The 15,653-nt window shown below is 67.9% G+C and carries 13 protein-coding genes; 4 read left to right on the top strand and 9 right to left on the bottom strand.

Annotation, left to right across the window (positions count from 1 at the left end):
* Positions 1-141: 141 nt before the first annotated feature.
* Positions 142-1,353 (bottom strand): 5-aminolevulinate synthase, encoded by a 1,212-nt coding sequence (hemA, locus tag AC2YHJ_RS07135; protein WP_487394960.1) that lies wholly within the window; start codon positions 1,351-1,353, stop codon positions 142-144.
* Between the two features lie 311 nt (positions 1,354-1,664).
* Here hemA and AC2YHJ_RS07130 point away from each other — a divergent pair, with 311 nt between their 5' ends.
* Positions 1,665-2,051, top strand: a complete 387-nt coding sequence (locus AC2YHJ_RS07130; RefSeq protein WP_487394958.1) for a c-type cytochrome — start codon at positions 1,665-1,667, stop codon at positions 2,049-2,051.
* On the opposite strand, the gene AC2YHJ_RS07125 is transcribed toward AC2YHJ_RS07130, so the two are convergent.
* Positions 2,052-3,020, bottom strand: a complete 969-nt coding sequence (locus AC2YHJ_RS07125) for a hydroxymethylglutaryl-CoA lyase (RefSeq protein ID WP_487394957.1) — start codon at positions 3,018-3,020, stop codon at positions 2,052-2,054. It abuts the gene before it with no gap.
* 132 nt (positions 3,021-3,152) lie between these two features.
* Here AC2YHJ_RS07125 and AC2YHJ_RS07120 point away from each other — a divergent pair, with 132 nt between their 5' ends.
* Together AC2YHJ_RS07120 and AC2YHJ_RS07115 are read left to right on the top strand one after the other, a co-directional pair.
* Complete coding sequence (locus AC2YHJ_RS07120; RefSeq protein WP_487394956.1) at positions 3,153-4,139, top strand: Bug family tripartite tricarboxylate transporter substrate binding protein; 987 nt, start codon at positions 3,153-3,155, stop codon at positions 4,137-4,139.
* Positions 4,136-5,272, top strand: a complete 1,137-nt coding sequence (locus tag AC2YHJ_RS07115; protein ID WP_487394954.1) for a CaiB/BaiF CoA transferase family protein — start codon at positions 4,136-4,138, stop codon at positions 5,270-5,272. The genes AC2YHJ_RS07120 and AC2YHJ_RS07115 overlap by 4 nt, the downstream gene beginning before the upstream one ends.
* A 143-nt stretch (positions 5,273-5,415) precedes the next feature.
* Here AC2YHJ_RS07115 and AC2YHJ_RS07110 read toward each other — a convergent pair whose 3' ends face one another.
* The 4 genes from AC2YHJ_RS07110 to AC2YHJ_RS07095 form a co-directional block, all read right to left on the bottom strand.
* Positions 5,416-6,861, bottom strand: coding sequence for an RHS repeat domain-containing protein (locus AC2YHJ_RS07110; RefSeq protein ID WP_487394953.1), 1,446 nt, complete (start codon positions 6,859-6,861; stop codon positions 5,416-5,418).
* A gap of 194 nt (positions 6,862-7,055) precedes the next feature.
* Complete coding sequence (locus AC2YHJ_RS07105) at positions 7,056-8,990, bottom strand: AsmA family protein (RefSeq protein WP_487394951.1); 1,935 nt, start codon at positions 8,988-8,990, stop codon at positions 7,056-7,058.
* 91 nt (positions 8,991-9,081) lie between these two features.
* Positions 9,082-10,056 carry a Bug family tripartite tricarboxylate transporter substrate binding protein gene (locus tag AC2YHJ_RS07100; protein WP_487394949.1) on the bottom strand — a complete coding sequence of 325 codons (975 nt, stop codon included), beginning with the start codon at positions 10,054-10,056 and terminating at the stop codon, positions 9,082-9,084.
* Between the two features lie 104 nt (positions 10,057-10,160).
* On the bottom strand, positions 10,161-10,862 hold the full coding sequence (locus AC2YHJ_RS07095) for a GntR family transcriptional regulator (protein ID WP_487394947.1): 702 nt from the start codon (positions 10,860-10,862) through the stop codon (positions 10,161-10,163).
* An 80-nt stretch (positions 10,863-10,942) separates the two neighbouring features.
* On the opposite strand from AC2YHJ_RS07095, the gene AC2YHJ_RS07090 reads away from it, so the two are divergent.
* Positions 10,943-12,271, top strand: coding sequence for an LLM class flavin-dependent oxidoreductase (locus AC2YHJ_RS07090; RefSeq protein WP_487394945.1), 1,329 nt, complete (start codon positions 10,943-10,945; stop codon positions 12,269-12,271).
* Here AC2YHJ_RS07090 and AC2YHJ_RS07085 read toward each other — a convergent pair.
* The 3 genes from AC2YHJ_RS07085 to AC2YHJ_RS07075 form a co-directional block, all read right to left on the bottom strand.
* Positions 12,153-13,451, bottom strand: a complete 1,299-nt coding sequence (locus AC2YHJ_RS07085) for a glycosyltransferase family 87 protein (protein ID WP_487394944.1) — start codon at positions 13,449-13,451, stop codon at positions 12,153-12,155. The genes AC2YHJ_RS07090 and AC2YHJ_RS07085 overlap by 119 nt on opposite strands.
* Positions 13,451-14,695 carry an alpha-hydroxy acid oxidase gene (locus AC2YHJ_RS07080; protein ID WP_487394943.1) on the bottom strand — a complete coding sequence of 415 codons (1,245 nt, stop codon included), beginning with the start codon at positions 14,693-14,695 and terminating at the stop codon, positions 13,451-13,453. Before AC2YHJ_RS07080 ends, AC2YHJ_RS07085 begins: the two co-directional genes overlap by 1 nt.
* A 92-nt stretch (positions 14,696-14,787) precedes the next feature.
* Positions 14,788-15,543: a class I SAM-dependent methyltransferase gene (locus AC2YHJ_RS07075; RefSeq protein WP_487394942.1), complete on the bottom strand. Its 756-nt coding sequence runs from the start codon at positions 15,541-15,543 to the stop codon at positions 14,788-14,790.
* Between the last annotated feature and the right edge of the window lie 110 nt (positions 15,544-15,653).

The following is a 15,653-nucleotide window of genomic DNA, read 5'->3' as shown; positions in this document are numbered from 1 at the left end:
CGGCCCGATGCGTTGCATCGGGCCGGGAGCGCAAAGCGCGACCGCGCCCAACCCGCCCGCGGCCGCCAATGCAACAGTGCTCGGCGCGCGAGCCGAGCGGCGGACGCCGGCGCCGGCGCCTGAGGCCAAGAAAAGCCGGCCTCAGGCGGCACGCCTGAGACTGAAGCGCGCCCAGACATCCTCAAGCGCTGCCACCAGCCGGTCCATGTCGGCATCGCTGTGCACCGGGGATGGCGTGATGCGCAGCCGCTCCGTGCCGCGCGGCACGGTCGGGTAGTTGATCGGCTGGACATAGATGCCGTGCTCATCGAGCAGGACGTCGCTGATCGTCCGGCAGACCACCGGATCGTGCACCATCACCGGCACGATATGGCCCGGGTTCGGCAGATGCGGCACGCCGGCCGCATCCAGCCGCCGCCGCAGCGTCGCCACGCGCTCGTGCAGCCGCGCACGTTCCGCATCGCTCCCGCGCAGATGCTCGATCGCCGCGCGCGCCCCGGCGGCGATGGCCGGCGGCAGCGCGGTCGAGAAGATGAAGCCCGAAGCGAACGACCGCACGAAATCCACCATCGCGGCGGACCCTGCGATGTAGCCGCCGATCACCCCGAAGGCCTTGGCGAGCGTGCCCTCGATCACCGTCAGGCGATGCGCGGCACCGTCGCGTTCCGTCACGCCGCCGCCGGTCGCGCCATACAGCCCGACGCCATGCACCTCGTCGCAATAGGTCATGGCGCCGAATTGCTCGGCCACGTCGCAGATGTCGTGGATCGGCGCGATGTCGCCATCCATGGAATAGACGCTCTCGAAGGCCACCAGCTTCGGCGCGGCGGGATCGAGCGCGGCCAGCACGCGGCGCAAATCGGCCACGTCGTTGTGGCGGAACAGCCGGCGGTCGGCGCGGGAATGGCGCATGCCCTCAATCATCGAGGCATGGTTCATCTCATCCGAGACGATCACGCAGCCCGGAAGGTGCGAGGCCAGCGTGGACAGCGACGCCCAGTTCGACATGTAGCCGGAATTGAACAGCAGCGCGGCCTCGGTCCCGTGCAACCCGGCCAGGGCCTGTTCCAGCAGCACATGCTCGTGGTTGGTGCCAGAGATGTTGCGCGTGCCCCCCGCCCCCGCCCCATACCGGTCGAGCGCCGCATGCATCGCCGCCAGCACCTTCGGGTGCTGGCCCATGCCGAGATAATCGTTGGAGCACCAGACCGTCACCTCGCGCGCCGTTCCGGCATCGTGGCGGATGGCGCGCGGATACTGTCCGGCCTGGCGCTCGATATCGGCGAAGACGCGATAGCGGCCCTCGCGGCGAAGGGTTTCGAGCGCGCTCCGGAAATGGGCCTCGTAGTCCATCACTGATCTCCGCGGGACCATTGCCCGCCATGCCGGGACAGCATCCGAGACGGGGCCACGCCCTGCCAGATGCAATACCTTTCCGCCCGGTGCCTTGACGCAGATCATGCTGCGGCGCGGTAAACATGAACTGCCGCCACGTCCCGAAACCCACGCCGGGGCGGCCATAATCCTCTTTGGCCCCATGCTCAAGGCCGATGGACACCCTCGCCACCATGACCATCTTGTCAGATCGTCAGAGCGCAGTATGCCGGCGGCGGACGATGCGCCAATGATAGGTGCCCGGACGAACCGCTGGAAAGGAACATCGGATGCGACGGATGATGCTTGCGGCACTCCTGGCCGCGACCACCGCAATCCCGGGACTGGCGATGGCCCAGTCAGGCGATGCGGCGGCCGGCCAGCGCGTCTTCAACCAGTGCCGCGCCTGCCACACCTCGGACCAAGGCGGACGCAACGGCGTCGGGCCCAACCTGTTCGGCATCGTCGGGCGCAATGCCGGATCGATCGCGGGCTTCCGGTACTCGTCGAACCTGCGCGAACTCGCCACCGGCGGCCTGGTGTGGAACGAGGACCGGCTGCGCGCCTATGTCACCAACCCGAAGGCGGTGGTGCCGACCGGCAGCATGTCCTTCCCCGGCATCCGCAACGAGACGCAGGTCAACGACCTGATGGCCTACCTCGCCTCGCTGAAGTAGTCAGGCGGCTGCCCGGCGCTGCCGGTAGGCCTTCAGCGACCCCGCATGCATCAGCCGGCCCGACAACGGCCGGCCGATGACCCGTTCGGCCAGGCGCGCCGCCTCGATCAGCGCCTCCAGGTCCACGCCGGTCTCGATGCCCATCTCGTGGCACAGGAAGACCATGTCCTCCGTGCAGATGTTGCCCGCCCCCTTCGCGTCGCCATGCCCGGCGAAGGGGCAGCCGCCGAGGCCGGCCACGGAACTGTCGAAATGGGACACGCCCATCTCCAGCGCCGCCAGCACATTGGCCGGGCCGAGGCCGCGTGTGTCGTGCAGGTGCAGCCCGACCTCGGCCTCCGGCGCCGCGTTGCGCAGCAGGCCGATGGCGCGGCGGATCGCCTGCGGATTGGCCCAGCCCATGGTGTCCGCGAGGTACAGCCTGGGTGTGGCCATGCCGCGCGCCTTGCATGTCTTCCAGGCCCAGACCAGTTCGCCGACGGCGCGTTCGGGCGCGACCTCGCCTTCGAAATTGCAGCCGAAGGCGGCCATGACCAGGGCGCGTTCCATCGCCACGCCGTCGGCGGCGTAGCGATCGAGCCAGTCATTCACCCGCCCGCGCATCTCCGCCGCAGTGCAGTTGTTGTTGCGCATGGCGAAGGCGTCGGAGGCGTAGAGTGCGATCCGCCCGGTGATGTGCACGCCGGGGCACGCGCGGGCGCGGTCGTAGCCGCGCTCATTCAGCCAGACGGCGTCGTAGCGCAGGCCGGGCTTGCGTTTGATGGCCGCGAACAGCGCCTCGGCATCGGCCATCTGCGGCACCGCCTTGGGCGAGACGAAGGAGGAGACCTGGATCTCCTCCAGCCCCGTCTCCGACAGCGCATCGACCAGCGTCGCCCGTTGATCGAGCGGGAAGCTGCCGCGTTCGATCTGGAATCCCTCGCGCGGACCTTCTTCATGAAAATGAACGCGCTTCGGCAGGTCGGACATGGCGTTTCCCCTGCCATGCGGGCAGCGCCGATTGACGTCGCGCGCCACCGCATGGACGTTGCTGCTTCGCCGCGCAGTATGCGGCCGCACCAAGCCCCCTGAAAGAGGGTGCCTGTCCGGAAGGAGTTCCCCATGTCCCGACCGATCGGTCGGCGTGCCGCGCTGGCCGCGCTCGCCGCCACCCCTGCCCTGCCCGGCCTCGCCCTGGCGCAGGCGGCCGACGGGCCCTGGCCGTCGCGGCCGATCCGCTTCATCGTCGCCTTCCCCGCCGGCAGCGGCACCGACACGAATGCACGCATCTTCGCCGAGGCGATGCAGGCCGAGCTCGGCCAGCCCATCGTGGTGGACAATCGCGGCGGCGCGAATGGCTTCATCGCATCGGAGGCGGTCGCTCGCGCCAGGCCCGATGGCTACACGTTCCTGTTCACCGCCAACACCACGCATGGGTCGAACCCCGCGCTGTTCCGCCGGCTGCCCTATGATCCCATCGCGGATTTCTCGCCCGTCGCGCTGGTCGGTCTCGGCGTGCTGCTGGTGGTGGTGAACAACGACCTGCCGATCCGCTCCATGCAGGATCTGGTCGCCTATGCGCGCGCCAATCCGGGCCGGTTGAACTTCGCGTCCGGCTCCGCTTCCTCCCGCGTCGCGGGGGAGATGTTCAAGTCGATGGCCGGGGTGGACATGGTGAACGTCACCTACCGTTCGAACCCGCTCGGCATCACCGACGTCATGGGTGGCGTCGCGCAGGTGATGTTCGTCGATGCCACGACCTCCGCCCCGCAGGCACGGGAGGGCCGCGTGCGTGCCATCGGCGTCACCAGCCGCCAGCGCACCCCGATCCTTCCCGACGTGCCGACCGTCGAGGAGCAGGGCTTCCCGGGCTATGAGATGCTGTCCTGGACGGCCGTGTACGGGCCGGCCGGCACGCCGGCGCCGATCGTCACGCGCATGAACCAGCTGATGAACGAGGTCATGGCCCGGCCCGCCATCGCGGAACGGCTGACCGCCACCGGCACGGTGCTGCGGCCGGGATCGCCTGACGCCCTCGCGACCTTCCAGGCCGCCGAGATCGACAAGTGGAAGCGCATCGTCACCGCCGCGGGGATCGAACTGCAATGAGCGAAGGTGTGCTTGCCGGGCTGCGGGTGGTCGAACTCGGCCAGGTGCTGGCGGGTCCCTTCGCGGGGGCGATCTTCGCCGATCTCGGCGCCGAGGTGATCAAGGTCGAGAAGCCCGATGGCGGCGACGATGCCCGCCAGATGGGCCCCGCCTTCCGCCACGGCGACGCGTTGAACTTCCACGAGTTCAACCGCGGCAAGCGGTCGGTCACGTTGGATTTGAAGTCCCCCGAGGGCGTCGCGGCGCTGCATGGGCTGCTCGAAGATGCCGACATCATGGTGCACAATCTCCGCCCCGGCGTGGCGGAGACGCTCGGCATCGGGCCGGAAGAGGTGACGGCGCGACATCCGCGACTGATCTACTGCGCCATGTCCGCCTTTGGGCATCGCGGCCCCGAAAGCCTGCGGCCGGGCTATGAACCGCTGCTGCAGGCCTTTGGCGGGCTGTCCTCGATCACCGGGGAACCGGATGGGCCGCCGGTGCGCATGGGAGCCTCGGTCGTCGACCAGGGCACCGGGCTTTGGACGGTGCTGGGCGCGCTGGCCATGCTGGAACGGCGCCACCGCACCGGGCGCGGCGGCGTGGTGAATACCTCACTGCTGGAAACGGCATTGCTCTGGGCCGGCCAGAAGATCAGCGGCTACGTCAACACGGGCAAGGTGGGGGAACGGCATGCCTCGGGGCATCCGAACATGGTGCCCTACCAGTCCTTCGACGCGGCGGACGGCCCGATCCTGGTGTGCTGCGGCAATGACCGGCTGTTCGCGCGCTTCGCGCAGGAACTCGGGCATGCGGAATGGATCACCGATCCGCTCTACGCGACCAACCGCGCACGGCTGGTGAACCAGGGCACGCTGCTGCCGATCATCGCGGCGCTGATGCGCGGGGTGAAGCGGGCGGAATGGCTCGACCGGCTCCAGCGGATCGGCGTGCCCTGCGCGCCGGTGAACTCGATCCCGGAGGTGCTGGCGGAACCGCAGGTGCAGGCGATGGACATGGTGCAGCCGGTGCCGGGTGAGGATTTCTCCCTGGTCGCGATGCCGCTGTCCTTCGATGGGCAGCGGCCGCGCATGCAGGGCGGCGCGCCGCGGCTCGGGGCGGACAACGCGACGGCGCTGAGAGCGGCGGAGTAGAGGCTACCCGGGCCCGCCAGGGTCGTGCCGCCATGCGGCTTCATCCAATCTGAAGCCCGATCCCAGGAGCACGCAATCCGATCAGGTGGTCCCACCTGATCGGTCATTGCTCCGGACCGGCGGCGGTCGCGCCGCCGCAGTGATCAGCCGACCTGGTGATATCCGCCGTATCCGAAATCGTCCCAGCCTGAGCCGGTCCAGGCGTGATCGTATTCGGTGCCAAGGCCGGATGTGCTGGTGGCATAGCGTCCCGCGCTGTAGGTCGCGAGCACTTGGCCGGTGGCGTCGTCGTCGTACCAGGTGGTGTAGGTGGCGCCTTCCGCGATGCCATAAGGACCGGTGAGGTCGGTGCCGTATTCGTACTCGCTGGAGATGACGTACTGGCCCCGGGCGGTCGTCCAGTTCTGGCCGGCCGCATAGTCGCGGCTATCGTCGTAGAAATGCCCGCCATAGACGTCGCCGGAATTCGCTACGAAGTACCAGGTGAAGTAAGAATCCGGCTGGTCGGCATCGGCCTGATGGTAGCCGGCATAGCCAAAATCATCCCAGCCTGAGCCGGTCCAGGCATGATCGTACTCGGTGCCCAGGCCGGTCTGGCTGGTGGCATAGCTGCCGCCGCTATAGGTCGAGAGCGTGCGCCCGGTCGCGGCGTCGAAGTACCAGGTGGTGTAGGTCTGGCCCTCGTTGATATGCGCGCCCGAGCCGAGGTCGTAGCCGTACTGGGATTCGGAGACGATCTCATAGCGGCCCGACGTCGTGGTCCAGGCATTCCCTGCGGCGTAGTCGCGGCTATCGTCGAAGAAGTGGCCGCCATAGACGTCCCCGCTGTTGGCGACGAAACGCCAGCCAAAGACGGAATCCGGAAGGTCGCCATCGGCTTGATGGTACCCGTTGGCGCCGAAATCATCCCAGGCGGAACCGGTCCACGCATAGTCGTACTCGCCACCGGGGCCAGTTCGGCTCGTGGCATAGGCGCCGGCGCTGTAGGTCGAAAGTGTCTGGCCCGAGGCCGCATCAGTGTACCAGGTCGTGTAGGTGGAGCCTTCGGTGAGGCCGGTGCTGCTGGTGAGATCGTAGTAGTATTGGTATTCACTCGAGATCACGTAGCGGCCGTAGGCAGTGGTCCAACTCTGGCCGGCGGCGTAGTCCTGGCTGTCGTCGTAGAAGTGGCCGCCCCAGCTATCTCCAGAATTTGCGACGAAATACCAGGTAAAGTACGAATCCGGCGTGGCCTCGCTCATCGACAGGGTGTAGCTGCCGGCATCGTCGTACCAGTAGGATCCAGCCGCGATGTAGTATGTCCCTGAGGTATACGGCGTATAATTCAGGAGTGCGTCATGGCCCCAACCAGATTCATCGTCATACGTAACGAGGTATCCTGCTGAATCCGTTATGGCGAATAGCGGATCGAGAAGCGTTCCGCCGTTCGAGTCCCACCCACGCATCGAGAATTGATATGTTTTCCCGGCACTGAGGTATGTCCGAAAGAAATCAATATCATCGTAATAGTCTATATTGCTGTATATGATCGAACCTTCACCGATCCACCCTGAGGTTCCTATGTGGTCGGCGTAAATATCAGTGCTCATTGATTATTGGTTCCCCGCAGCAATTATCCGAGACTCATTCAGCGCATGAACAGCCCGATTCTCTGCGCTTATGCGCATTGCTCGCGATCAGGCGCCCGGCTTCGAGCCCACTCGATCTATAAGTAAATTTTTAATTGTTGGAAAGTCGTATATTTTAGACATCACTAGGCGCGCTGCGAAACCGGGCGTGGCTGCTACTCGGCGCGCCGCCCACCCTGGGCGCGCCGCAGGGTGTCGTTGCAGCGCGTGTCGTCCCCGATGCCCAGCTCGATAGTTGGCAGGATGGCGAGCGGCGTCGAGACGAAGCCGAGCGCCGCGGCGATGCCGCCACGAATGCCGAGTTCGATGATCTCCGGCTGCACGACCGGATCGCGCAGCGTGCCGGTCACCAGCAGGTCGGTCGGCAGGGCCGCGATCGTCAGCCGCTTCGCCTGGCTGCGCACGCGCATGTCAAGCCTTTCCTGATCGAGCCGGACCGACCCCGCGCCGCTCAGCAGCGCATCCGTCGTTTCCAGCAGCAGCACGCGCGGCCGCAGCACCCCGCGCTGCAGGGCGAAATCGGCGACGAAGCATTCGATGCGGGTGCGCGAGGGCAGGCCCAGCGCCGAGAAGATCGCGTTACCGAGCCGCAGCCCCGACAGGTCCACCAGCACGGCCGAGAGATTGCCGCCTGTGGTGGCAAGGATCAGCGATCCGTCGCCACGCGCGAGCAGTTCCGCCGTTGAACGCCCTGTGGCGTCGATGCGGGCCCGCCCGGTCAGCGCGCCGCCACCTTCCGATCCGACGAAGCGCATGATGCGTGAGATATCGACGCGACGGAAATCGATCTGGCCCTGCATGTGCAGGGCGTCGCCAGCGACCGGGGTGAGCACCAGGTTGGCCGCGACCTCACCACGCCCGACACCGAAGGCAATTGGATGCAACGTGATGGTGCCGTCGATCAGTTCGAGTTCCGCCCGGAGATTGTCCACCGGCGCGGAACCGCCCACCACCTGCCGCGCGCGATAGGTCAGGTGCACATTCGCCGCTTCCAGCTTCGGGATGTTGACCGGCGCATCCGGCAGCACGCGCGAACCCTGCTGCGCTTGCCGCGTCGGCGTGCCACGCCCCGGCCGCCCGCCGATGAAGCCGGTGAGGTCGGCGAGATCGACGCGGCGCGACTGCAGCGCCGCGGTCACGTCGGGCCGCGTGCCGCGCGGGTCGATGGTGATGGTACCGCCCAGGTCGCTGTTGCCGACCCGCCCGGCCATCTCGGTGAAGCGAACCCGGGCATCGGCGTAGCTGAGCTTGCCCCGCACCTGGTAGCGCGGCGTCTGCGGAATCGGCACGCCGGTCAACGGCGTCAGCAGCGCCATGTCTGGTCCGGCGAGTTCCAGCGTCAGGTCCGCGCCGGCAAGGGCGAGTGCGTCATTCAGCGTGCCGGTCAGCCGGCCGCGGGTCGGACCATTGGCCAGCGTCAGGTCGATCGGCCAGGGCACGGTGGTGGCACCCAGGGCGAGCAGGGCGCCGCCGGTCAGTGACGCCGTCAGCGGCTGCGCGGCATAGGTGCCGCGCGCCTCGGCGACGATCATCGGCGCGCCGGAGGCATCGTCGCGTGTCTCGAAGCCGACCTCGAATTCCGCACGGAGGTGGTTGATGCCGACAAATGCCTGACCGCCCTGCACGCGCACCGCGCCGACGCGCAGCCTGGAGGGCTGCGGCGGCCCCTGCCCGGCCGGATCGCCGGCCGGTGCCGGCAGCGCCAGCGCATAGTTGTTGTCGCCTTCGCCGCGCGACAGCGCGGTGATGACCGGGGATTCCACGGTGACCGAAGGCAGCACGAGCACGCGGTTGCGCCGCGTCTCCGCGACATCGACATCGACGACGACACGCGCCGCGCGGGCAAAGGGCGGATCGGCCGGCCAGCCTTCAGGATTGGCGACGCGCACGTCCCCCAAGGTGATGCGCGTCAGCCCGAAGGACGGCGTGACCGAAACTGACCCGATGGAGACCGTCCGGCCGAGCGCGATGGACAGCCGCGTCTCCGCCATCGGGCGCGCGGCGAACCAGGCGACACCGGCAGCCGTGCCGATGATCAGCGCGAGGAACGCGATACCGCCAAAGGTCCATTTCGCCGCCCTGCGCCACATTGCGACCTCATCGGTTCAGGGTTCACCGAGGAGGACAACGCTTGTGGTGTCCGATCAGGTTCGCCGGCGCACGAAACTGTGAATGCCGGCGCTACTCCTTCTCGATTCCGGCCATCTGCACGACGCGGCCCCAGCGCTCGCGGTCCTCGGCGAGCATGCGGTCCATATCCTCCGGCGTGCCGCCGAGCGGTTCCGAGCCCCAGGACAGCAGCCGTTCCTGGATGGCAGGGGACTTCACGATGCGGTCGATCTCGGTCGCGAGGCGGCGGCGGATCTCGATCGGCGTGCCGGCGGGCGCGCCATAGCCCATCCAGGCATTGGCCTCGTAGCCAGGCAGCCCGGCCTCCTCCATCGTCGGCACATCCGGCAGCAGCGGAAAGCGGCGCCTGGTGCCGACGGCGAGCGGCACCAGTCGCCCGGAGAGGAAATCCTCGAGGAAGGCCGGCGCCTGTTCGATCACCAGTTGGATGCGCCCGGCGATCAGGTCGGTACGCGCCGGGGCGCCGCCGCGATACTGCACCATCTCCAGTTCCAGCCCGCCGGCCATGGCGCGGAACATCTCGACCGTCAGGCGGGAGGCCATGCCGGAGGTCGCGAAATTCAGGCTGCCCGGCTGGGCGCGGGCGCGGTCGATGAACTGCCGCACCGAGGTGATGCCGAGCGAGGCCGGGACCGTCATGACATAGGGGATATTCGCCACCATGCAGACGCCGCAAAGGTCGCGCGCGGGGTCATAGGGCAGGTTGCGATAGACATGCCCGTTCACCGCCATCGGCCCCGGACTGCCGGCCAGCAGCGTGTAGCCATCCGGCGCCGCCTTCGCGACGGCATCCGCCCCGATCACGCCGAAGGCGCCGGCGCGGTTTTCCACCACCACCTGCTGCCCAAGCGGCGCGCCGAGATTATCCGCCACCAGCCGCGTCATCAGGTCGGTGGTGCCGCCCGGCGCGAAGGGCACGATGACGCGGATCGGGCGTGTGGGGAAACTGCCCTGCGCGGCGGCGGGGCCGGCGAGGCCGATGGCGGCGGTGAGGCCCAGGGCCTGGCGGCGGGTGGTGCGGGTCATGTCGAGGCTCCGGCAGGAAGGTCGGGGGCCGGTCATTGCCGGCAAGGTCGTGACACTCGGCGCTCTCGGCAGGATACCAGCCGATTTGAATTCAATTTACAACCTCACCGGTCGCGCAGGGACCGCAGCAGGCGCGCGCCGGCGTCATGCACATGCAGCCGCAGCAGCAGGCCAAGCCGGTCGCCATCCCCTTCCCGCAACGCGGCGAGAATGTCGCGATGCTCGCGGTTCACCTGGTCGCGGCTGTTGGCGATCTGCCCGCCGAGGCGGATGTAGCGTTCCACGCGGTTGCCCAGCACGCCGAGCAACTCGCCCATGACGCGCCGCCCGCTCGCGGCGCGGATGCGGTCGTGGAAGCGGCGATTATGCTCCCCGAAGCCGCGGCCGCCTTCCGCCGTGCCGGCGGGCAGCATTTCCATGGCCGCGATCTCGGTCTCCAGCGCTTCGAGATCGGCCTCGGAGCGGTGCCGCGCCGCGGCCTGACCGATGCGTTCCTCGAACAGGGCGCGGATCTCGAAGATCTCGCCAATGTCGGCGGGGTCGAGTGCCGCGACGACATAGCCGCGACGCGGGCGCGATTGCGCCAGTCCTTCGGCTTCCAACTGCTTCAGCGCCTCGCGCACCGGCGGTCGGGACACGCCGAGGCGGGTCGCGATGTCCTCCTGTCGCAGCAGCGCCTCGGACGGGATGGTGCCGGACAGGATCGCCTCGCGCAGCCGCTCGGCGACGAAGGTCGGCAGCGACGCATGCGCATCCTGCGCGCCGGGGCGCGGTTTCGGCAGGCGGAGGTATGGTGCGTGGGTCATGACAAAATTGAATTCAAAATGCTGGACAGAGTTCCGCAATGCAAGCAGCCTTTGCGCGACCCGATGCCGGAACCCTACCCATGTCGATGATCCTCGCCGCCAATGCCAATGCCCAGGGCAGCCATGTCGGGGAATGGCGCCATCCCGATGCCTGGGACCGGCCGGCGGCGAACATCGCCAATGCGGTGCGCCTCGCGCAGATCGCCGAGGCCGGAAAGATGGACCTGCTGTTTCTCGCCGACGGCAATGGCGTGCGGAACCTCGACAAGCCGGACCTCTTCGCCGCCACCTCGCCGTCCGACCGGCCTGGCGTGTTCGAGCCGGTGACGCTGCTCTCGGCGTTGGCGATGGTCACGAAGCATATCGGCCTCGTGGCGACGACCACCACGACCTATGACGAGCCCTTCCATGTCGCGCGGCGCTTCGCCTCGCTGGACCACATCAGCGGCGGGCGCGCGGGGTGGAACCTGGTCACCACCTCCAACGCGGGCGACGCGCTGAACTTCTCCCATTCCGAGCATGTCGCGCGGCCGACACGCTATGAACGCGCCAATGAATTCGCCGACATCGTAAAGGGGCTGTGGGATTCCTGGGCCGACGATGCCTTCCCGCAGGACAAGGCGACCGGCCGCTTCCTGGACCCCGGCAAGGTTCGCGCGCTGAACCACAAGGGGGAGCATTTCCAGGTCGCCGGCCCGCTCAACGCGCCGCGCCCGCCGCAGGGGCATCCCGTCGGCTTCTCCGCCGGCCAGTCGGAGACGGGCAAGGATCTCGCCGCCCGGCATTCCGACTGCGTCTTCGCCATCGAGGGCACGCTGCCGGCGGCGCAGGCGCTCTATGCGGATTTGAAGGGGCGCCTCGCCAAATACGGCCGCGCGCCGGAGGACCTGAAGATCCTGAGCGGCGTCACGATCTTCGTGGGCGAGACAGCGCAGGAGGCCGAGGACCTCGCGCGCCAGCTCGACGACCTCGTGCCGCCGGCGGTCGGCGTCGACTATCTCTCCAAGATGGTCGGGCACAACATGAAGCAGTATCCGGTCGATGGCCCGATGCCCGACCTCGGCGACCATGCCGGCCCCACCGGGATCAGCAAGGCGATCCTGCAGGTGGCAAAGGAGGAAGGGCTGACGCTGCGCGAAACCTACAAGCGCATCCTGCCGCAGATGGCCGGTAACATGTTCAAGGGCGACCCGATCCAGGTCGCCGACGTCATGGAGGAATGGTACCGCGGCAAGGGCTGCGACGGCTTCATGATCGCGGCGCCGGTGGTGCCAACGGGCCTCGAACGCTTCACGCGGCTGGTGGTGCCGGAACTGCAGCGGCGGGGGCTGTTCCGCCGGGACTATGAAGGCCGGACATTGCGGGAGAATCTGGGGCTGAAGCGGCCGGCGGGATATTTCGCCGGCTGACGCGAACCCGTCGCGCCACCAGAACGAGGAGCAGCAGCGGCGCGAGGGGGCCTGCGCTGACCCCTACCGTCAGGCCGAGAAGGATGGACAGCGCAGGCAGCAGGTAGGCGACGAGCAGCCCGATCTTCTCCCAGGGCAGATACCCCCTGCGCCGTGCCTCGGACCACAGCCACATCATCGGTACCAGCAGCGCGGTCTCGTCATAGGCCAGCAGATAGGGCGTCACCAGCGGCGCGCCGGCCGCCATGGCCGCGGCTTCGGCCCGGCCGCCGGGGCGGTGCCAGGCGATCCGGGCAACGGCAGCGAGCGCCGCGCAGGTCACGACCAACTGGGCCAGCTGTGCGATCGCGCGCGGAACGCCAAGCGCACCCAGCACGCCATAGACGCTTTGCATCTGCCAGAAAGGGACGAGGCCGTCCTCGATAACGCTCACCGCCATCCGGGTGCCGGCGATGAAGGCGCGCCATGCATCGACCCCGAGCACAGCGATCGTGACCAGAACGAGCAGGACGCCCGCCAGCACACCGATGGCAAGCACCCGCCAGCGTCGCGCCGCCAGGAGGGCCGGCGCCACGACCAGGCCGAATTGCGGCTTATAGCAGAGCGCCGCGAAGACGGCGCCTGCCACGCCGGGCCGCCGATCCAAGGCCAGCCCCGCTATCGCAAAGATCGCCGCGGTCAGGAATGCGTTCTGACCGTTGGCGACGTTCTGCACGGCCCCCGGCGCGAGGATGACGAGCAGCGCGACAACCCACCACGGCGCTGCGCGATATGCCGCGAGCGCAGCGATACAGATCGCGCTGGTCAGGCTGATCCAGGAGAAATAGGCGGCCGCGAAGGGCAGCAGCGCGAAGGGCAGGCAGTACAGCAGGAAAATCGGCGGATAGATGAAGATGAAGTATCCGCCGTCCAGAGATCCGCTATGCGCGGCGGCATGGACGGCGCGATCCCAGGCCATGGCCGGGCTGCCCTCCAGCGCCAGCACTGCGGCGGAATAGAAGCCAGCGAAGTCGATCCCGCGGACCTCCTGCCCGGCCTCGCCCGCCATGCGTAGCAGTGCCACAACGAGATAGGCCGCGGGCACGACGCCGAGCAGGCCACCGTAGAGCGCGGCGCGCTTCGCCGTCAGCCAGCCCGCATCCCGCAGCCAGGCCAAAGTCGGACTGGCCGCGGGTGGCATCACCCTGGCGTGCCGACCCGCATCAGGAATTGCGGCCCGAGTTCCTCCATCGAATTCGCGCCGATCAGCGCGAGGTCGCGGTGGATCTCCTCCTGCAGCAGGTCGATCGCGCGCTCCACGCCAGGCTGGCCGCGCACGACGGCAGCCGAGAGCATCGGCCGCCCGACGAAAACGAAAGCCGCGCCCAGCGCATAGGCCTTCAACACATCGGTGCCGCGGCGGATGCCGCCGTCATAGATCACCGGAAGTCCACCAGCCACCTGCACCGCCGCTTCCAGCATGCGCAGCCCCGACACCGCGCCGTCGAGCTGCCGGCCGCCGTGGTTCGACACCATGAAGCCGTCCACGCCCATCTCCTTCGCGCGGACGATGTCGTCGGGATGCAGCACGCCCTTGATCAGCACCTTGCCTGGGAAGCGCTTGCGGATCAGTTCCAGGTGCGGCCAGGACAGCCCATCCCGCGCGCCAAAGGCACGTTCCAGCTCACGCGAAAGGATGGGCGGGCCGCGCCCGGCGTCCATGTTCTCGAAATACGGCATCCCGTGGTTCTTCAGCGTCCGGAACCAGGTGCCGAAGGCCCAGCCGGGATGCGTCGCCCCCTGCCAGAACAGCTTGAAGGTCGGCTTCAGCGGGATCGTGTAGCCGTTGCGGATGTTGTTCTCCCGGTTGGAGGAGACCTGCACATCCACCGTCAGCACGAAGGTCTTGAAGCCCGCCGAGATGACGCGATCGACCAGCGGCTCGATGCGGCTGGGCTCGCCGGGCAGATAGGCCTGGTACCATGCATCCGGGTTGGCCTTAGCGATCTCCTCCAGCTTGATCAGCGAGGAGGCCGACATGATCATCGGGATGTTCTTCACCCGCGCCGCCTGCGCCAGCACGAGGTCGCCGCGATAGGCCATCAGCGCAGAGGACCCCATCGGCGGAATGCCGAAGGGCGCGGCGTATTCCTTGCCGAACAACGTCGCGCGGGTGTGGCGCGCCCGCGCATCGACCAGGCAGCGCGGGATCATGCCCCATTCGGCGAAGGCACGACGGTTGTCCTCGAGCGACCAGTCCGTCTCGACCCCCCCGGCGAGGTAGCCATGCAGCATTTTCGGCAAATAGCGCTTCGCCGCGACCTCGAAATCGGTCAGCGAGAGAAATTTCTGCAGGCTCGGCGGCACCGGCGGGGCGGCGCGCTTCTGCGACAATCCCTCGGCGGCTACGGGGGCGCGCGACTGCGCGGAACCTTCGGCGGTCATGGGCTGCTCATCCTGGACGAAGCGCCGATCATGATACCGGCGCGCCATCAAGGCCAGACCCCGGCCGGGTCATGGCTGCCATGTCGCCGCGATTACTTCTCCCACCACTTCTCGCCGAGGGCGGAAACCAGCGATTCCTTGTAGGCGAAATGCTTCTTGTTGAAGCCCTGCATGAACCAGTTGTCGCCATGCGGGTCGAACAGCGGCGCGTCTGTGCGCTCGAAGAAGGCGGTGAACAGCACGTCCTCGACATGCCGCCACATCTTGTCCTCCTTCAGCACCTCATAGAGCTGGCCGCAGGTCGGGATGTGGATGTCGTCGATCAGCAGCATGCCGCCGCGGCGGATCTGCGGATGCAGGAAATAGTAGTCGAGATGAGCGAAGGGGAAGCCGTGCGTCCCGTCGATCAGCACGAAGTCCAGCGGATCCTGGAAGGAGTGGCGCGGCAGGGTCAGCTGCGACGGGCCGATGACAAAGTTCACCCGGTCGCGGTTGAAGTGCTGCGCATCCTGCACGCGCTCCAGCGAATTGCCCATGGCGACTGTGAAGCAGGTGTGCCGGTCCGCGACATTGGACAACAGGATGGTGGAGAAGCCGCAGCCGGTCTCCGCGCTGCTGCGCGTCCCGACGCGTTCGGCGTGGTGCAGGATGCGTTCCAGCACCGGTGCGCCGAGATTGCCCGAATCGTGCCACCAGCCAGGCTGCGTCCGCGCCCAGTCCAGTGCCGCGCTCGCGGCATTGTCATCGGTAGTTGCCTCGGCGGCGGCGTCGCCGCCCTGCCCCTGCGTCGCCCGCTCGGCGATCCGGCGCATGCGGCCCGCGATGCGCTCGGTGATGCTGCGTGTCATGCTGGCCCCTCGCTCTGCGCGAGCCGGCATCGGCAGTGACCAGCGCGCCTAGGCATAGACGCGTCCGCCTCGGCCGACGTCAAGTAGGTCGAGGTTGCCCGAGGCACCTT

The sequence above is a fragment of the Roseomonas sp. SRI_022 genome, from assembly GCF_057586215.1.
Note: the sequence above shows the minus strand (reverse complement) of the source record. Positions and strands in the feature narration are given on the sequence as shown.

Bases quoted from the DNA above. Each gene is read 5' to 3' on its own strand.
- AC2YHJ_RS07115 (WP_487394954.1), top strand. From the start codon at position 4,136: ATGAGCGAAGGTGTGCTTGCCGGGCTGCGGGTGGTCGAACTCGGCCAG.
- AC2YHJ_RS07120 (WP_487394956.1), top strand. From the start codon at position 3,153: ATGTCCCGACCGATCGGTCGGCGTGCCGCGCTGGCCGCGCTCGCCGCC.
- hemA (WP_487394960.1), bottom strand. From the start codon at position 1,353: ATGGACTACGAGGCCCATTTCCGGAGCGCGCTCGAAACCCTTCGCCGC.
- AC2YHJ_RS07080 (WP_487394943.1), bottom strand. From the start codon at position 14,695: ATGACCGCCGAAGGTTCCGCGCAGTCGCGCGCCCCCGTAGCCGCCGAG.
- AC2YHJ_RS07075 (WP_487394942.1), bottom strand. From the start codon at position 15,543: ATGACACGCAGCATCACCGAGCGCATCGCGGGCCGCATGCGCCGGATC.
- AC2YHJ_RS07090 (WP_487394945.1), top strand. From the start codon at position 10,943: ATGTCGATGATCCTCGCCGCCAATGCCAATGCCCAGGGCAGCCATGTC.
- AC2YHJ_RS07125 (WP_487394957.1), bottom strand. From the start codon at position 3,020: ATGTCCGACCTGCCGAAGCGCGTTCATTTTCATGAAGAAGGTCCGCGC.
- AC2YHJ_RS07085 (WP_487394944.1), bottom strand. From the start codon at position 13,451: ATGCCACCCGCGGCCAGTCCGACTTTGGCCTGGCTGCGGGATGCGGGC.
- AC2YHJ_RS07095 (WP_487394947.1), bottom strand. From the start codon at position 10,862: ATGACCCACGCACCATACCTCCGCCTGCCGAAACCGCGCCCCGGCGCG.
- AC2YHJ_RS07110 (WP_487394953.1), bottom strand. From the start codon at position 6,861: ATGAGCACTGATATTTACGCCGACCACATAGGAACCTCAGGGTGGATC.
- AC2YHJ_RS07105 (WP_487394951.1), bottom strand. From the start codon at position 8,990: ATGTGGCGCAGGGCGGCGAAATGGACCTTTGGCGGTATCGCGTTCCTC.
- AC2YHJ_RS07100 (WP_487394949.1), bottom strand. From the start codon at position 10,056: ATGACCCGCACCACCCGCCGCCAGGCCCTGGGCCTCACCGCCGCCATC.
- AC2YHJ_RS07130 (WP_487394958.1), top strand. From the start codon at position 1,665: ATGCGACGGATGATGCTTGCGGCACTCCTGGCCGCGACCACCGCAATC.